The 3891-nt window shown below is 36.9% G+C and carries 4 protein-coding genes; 3 read left to right on the top strand and 1 reads right to left on the bottom strand.

What is annotated here, in order from left to right; all coding sequences use genetic code 11:
* The first annotated feature begins 469 nt into the window (after nucleotides 1-469).
* The 3 genes from F607_RS0125315 to F607_RS0125305 all read left to right on the top strand — a co-directional run bounded on the left by F607_RS0125315 (nucleotide 470) and on the right by F607_RS0125305 (nucleotide 2819).
* Nucleotides 470-760 (top strand): hypothetical protein, encoded by a 291-nt coding sequence (locus F607_RS0125315; RefSeq protein WP_027710251.1) that lies wholly within the window; start codon nucleotides 470-472, stop codon nucleotides 758-760.
* A gap of 83 nt (nucleotides 761-843) precedes the next feature.
* On the top strand, nucleotides 844-1611 hold the full coding sequence (locus F607_RS0125310) for an adenylate/guanylate cyclase domain-containing protein (protein ID WP_027710250.1): 768 nt from the start codon (nucleotides 844-846) through the stop codon (nucleotides 1609-1611).
* 665 nt (nucleotides 1612-2276) lie between these two features.
* Entirely contained in the window at nucleotides 2277-2819 is a 543-nt protein-coding gene (locus F607_RS0125305; RefSeq protein ID WP_027710249.1) for a hypothetical protein, read from the top strand.
* 17 nt (nucleotides 2820-2836) lie between these two features.
* On the opposite strand, the gene F607_RS34410 is transcribed toward F607_RS0125305, so the two are convergent.
* Nucleotides 2837-3040: a hypothetical protein gene (locus tag F607_RS34410; protein WP_133296106.1), complete on the bottom strand. Its 204-nt coding sequence runs from the start codon at nucleotides 3038-3040 to the stop codon at nucleotides 2837-2839.
* Nucleotides 3041-3891 lie beyond the last annotated feature (851 nt).

The following is a 3891-nucleotide window of genomic DNA, read 5'->3' as shown; positions in this document are numbered from 1 at the left end:
TTTGTGTACAATATAAAGTGCCGAGGAAAAAGCTTACTTAATGATCTAGTAGAGCTATTGATATAACCCCCTAGGAATCCATATAGAGCCAAACTACTTATGTAGTGCTTATTGCATTTTTAGCACTTGATTAGTGCAACTATTACCCCTACCGGATTTTGATTTTATTTAGCAGTAAAATATACACTACGATCAATAACTGCAGTCATATACTTTCAATAGTTCAAAGTAAATTATAAGCAATTCGTAAATTCAATAATCTGTAAAGTGTATAAAGCAAACCATTCTTTTAGATTGAACTTTAAAGCTGCCTTATACAGCAGTAAGAAAATAAGCAAAGCTTTAATTTTTTATTCTCAGCTCAATAGTACGGAGTATTCATCACTTAGCAATCAAAAGTTAGTACATCGCAAGTTAGAGGTTATACTTTCAATTACTCCATAATATTTTTTTGGTATAAACAATCAAAATGTCAATAAAAATCTGGCCCGACTCGCTCATTGAGTGGATAGCTACATCGGCAATTGATGTCAATCACCCAGCAGCCTGGATTGAGCTATTAATTGAACGAATGATACAAACTGGCCTCCCACTTGCTAGAGTTAAAATATCACATCAAATTCTTCATCCCCAACTAGCAGGTATTAGCTATTGTTGGACTGATAGCAGTCAAGAAATAGAAATCATTAAATCAACTCAAGGCCTGCTTGAAAGAGATGCCTACTTATCCCCGTTTGTGAGGGGAAAACGACTAAAGTAAGGTGTCCACTTTATAAATTACAGGCACCATTTGACTACCCAATTCTTAATAATTTAAAAGCTGACGGAATCACTGATTATCTTGTGCTACCTTTAAGCTTCTCAGGAGGTCGCATTGGCGCAATTATCTTTGCAACTAGAAAAACTAATGGTTTTAGTGATCCTCAGATAGTCTATTTACAAGAAATAACCCATGCCGTTACACGAGGCATTGAAATACTTATACTTAATGAAACAGCGCTATCATTGCTTAATGCATATCTAGGTAAAACAGCGGGTAAACGTGTATTATCTGGTGTTGTCCAACAAGGAAAAGGAGAAACAATTGAAGCTATTATTTGGTTTTCAGATTTAAGGGCCTCAACAAGACTTTCAGAGACCCTATCTCCCGACCATTATCTCACTCTATTAAACCAATACTTTGAGTGTCTAGCAGGAAGCGTTTTGCAAAAAGGAGGTGAAGTACTACGTTTTATTGGTGATGCAGTACTTGCCATTTTTTCTATTGGGGATCATAACTTTAAAACTTGGAACAGTGCTTGTGAAGCAGCGCTATGCGCGGTGAGAGAGGCTGACAACGAAGTCAATAAGTTAAATCAATCCCGCCAAAAAGCCAAACTTCCTACCATTGAATACGGTGTTGCACTTCATGTAGGTGAGGTTCACTACGGCAATATTGGCACTTCAGAAAGAGTTGAGTTTACAGTTATTGGAAAAGCCGCTAATGAAGCAGCAAAAATTGAATCACTATGTAAAGTGTTGTGTAAAAAGGTCATTCTTTCTGAAAACTTTACACTATATCATGACGGTGCTTGGCAATACCTCGGCCAGCACATCCTTCCTGGATCATAACAAAAAGTTAATCTTTACAGCATTGATCTTCCTTAATTTCCTCGCCCGAGAAGAGTGCTATTTAAACGGCTATCTACTAAGTTATGAGATTAAAAAATAGACTTAATCTCGTCGTTAGGTATATACAGAAGAAATTAATCTGATAATACCAATTCTGCACATGCTAGCATTGTCATAATTATCTACGGTTTAAATAGTTTTATTGGTTTTTAGCTTTGCAAATTGACCAGGACAATTACATAACAAGAAGTTTGTGATAGATAGTCAATAGAAGCCCATCCTTGGTTTCTAATGCTGACAGTGTTTTCAGCACCTGTTCTCTCTACCAGAACCTATTAACACATTCACGCTATGTAAACCCACTTTTTGCAATGCCCAATCACTGTTTTAATAAACAGCATAACCTAGTCAACTAAATAACCAAAACACGAGGATGTGAATCAGGTCCTATACAACAACGGCTATTCAATGAACAATTACCCTCTAGCTTAGACGCTATGCGTATTGCATTATTTATTTCAGGGAATGCTTAAGTAAGCAACAAAAGTCCAATAAAGCTTAAGCCTTTTAAACGGATACACTATTGATCTTTTGTATCAAGCTCCCCTGAAACTCACATACAGCAGGCATCTGCTATAAAGAATACATACTGTTAAGGAAGCCTAATGCCTCTTAAAACCTGCTTACTTGCTGTTTTCACAAGCTTTATACTTCTTGGTTGCAGTGGGCTACATAAGAAAGGAAGCTCCTCAGCTCCGGATCAGGTCACACTTCTATTGAACCAACGTTTATTATTACAGCAAGGGCTAGCAGATTACAGTCAAACCTTCCCCATATTAAGTTCTATCTCGACCTGCACACTACAAGACAAATCACGACCCTTCTGCGGCTTTGCTTATTCTGATTACCAACAGCAATATATAATGATAGAAATTTGTTCAACTCGAAAAGGCACTGCTGACCGGCCAGGTGAAGGTCTTTATTTTATTACACCCAATAAGGGGATCAGCTACTACCCATGGTACTCACCTCAGTTTAATAAATCTGCATGCCAAACTAAAAAGGGTACATCGACAGAAGAAGCTAAGTATATTCTAAAGTTTGCTGGCAGCAATGTAGATAGGTTGATTTATCTCTTTAGGACAAGTAATAAGGAAGCCTTTATACAACTACGTGTAGGCGAACAAAAGTTGAACATAGTTCAATAATCTTGCTATTACAGCCATTATTTATGCCCGTGATAACGCTGGTATTCCCATACGGGGTGCCAGTAACTCGACGCAAAACTTTGTGATGAAACATGTTCTATAGTCGATTTTTGAATAACTTGCATGCGCTGACGACGCCTTAGCTTAATCCAATGCCACGACAATAAAAACCACTGTACACCTACATGTTGCTGGAAGTGTACCCTAAAGTTCTTTTTCATTTCTTATTTCCTTTCAATTACATATTACTTTACAGAAGCAAGCCTGCCCTGAGACTTCATTATTTAAAGGCCCTGCTAGCACTTTTAAAAAAACTTGGGCTACTATCGCCAGTCTCAATAGACCAGACTAAGCACACTAAAACCCCTTCGTACTGGCTACACTTTAACGATGCCTTAAACGAATGAATATTCATTATGCTTTATATTCATAGCCATCTACGCTATATAAAGAGAATGAATAAATATCTAATAAGAAAAAGCGCAATAAACAAGCTCTAAAGCTTTTCAATATCAAACCTTTTCAAGCACAAATAGACAAAAACCCCTTTCACAAATCGTTTTGGGATTTGTTATCCGCATTACTCACCATATCTACTCGTTACTTAGATAGCAGATAAAAATAAATGAAATATTTTACACGGCAATATCCGTATTTATACCTAAAATCAAGCAGGGTATTTTTTGTAGTAGGTTATTATTAATACTATCTATGACAATTGGTTGCCGCTTCATTGACAGCACGAGGAACTATTTTAGTCACTTCTAACATTTTTTTGTCACATACCTGACAACAGCGCTCTACGTATGAAATAGGCATCTATGCGAGTATCAACAAGCTATTCACAGAAAGTTAAGAGGTTACATCTTTATTATGTGCTTTTTTATTTTGTCGTAGTTGATCAATCACTATCACAAAAGCCATACCCAGACCCTACAGATGCATAAAAAATAAACTTAACACTGAGCTAATTAACATCTCGCAGTTTCGGATAATAAGTGCAATTGGCATTAGAGAAGCCAGCTGATAGAGTTTGCGCTTCTCCCGACCAAGAGATGAAGCATTGTGAACT

It is taken from the genome of Zooshikella ganghwensis DSM 15267 (genome assembly GCF_000428585.1).
Lineage (GTDB): Bacteria > Pseudomonadota > Gammaproteobacteria > Pseudomonadales > Zooshikellaceae > Zooshikella > Zooshikella ganghwensis.
This window is presented reverse-complemented; position numbering and strand designations above follow the sequence as displayed.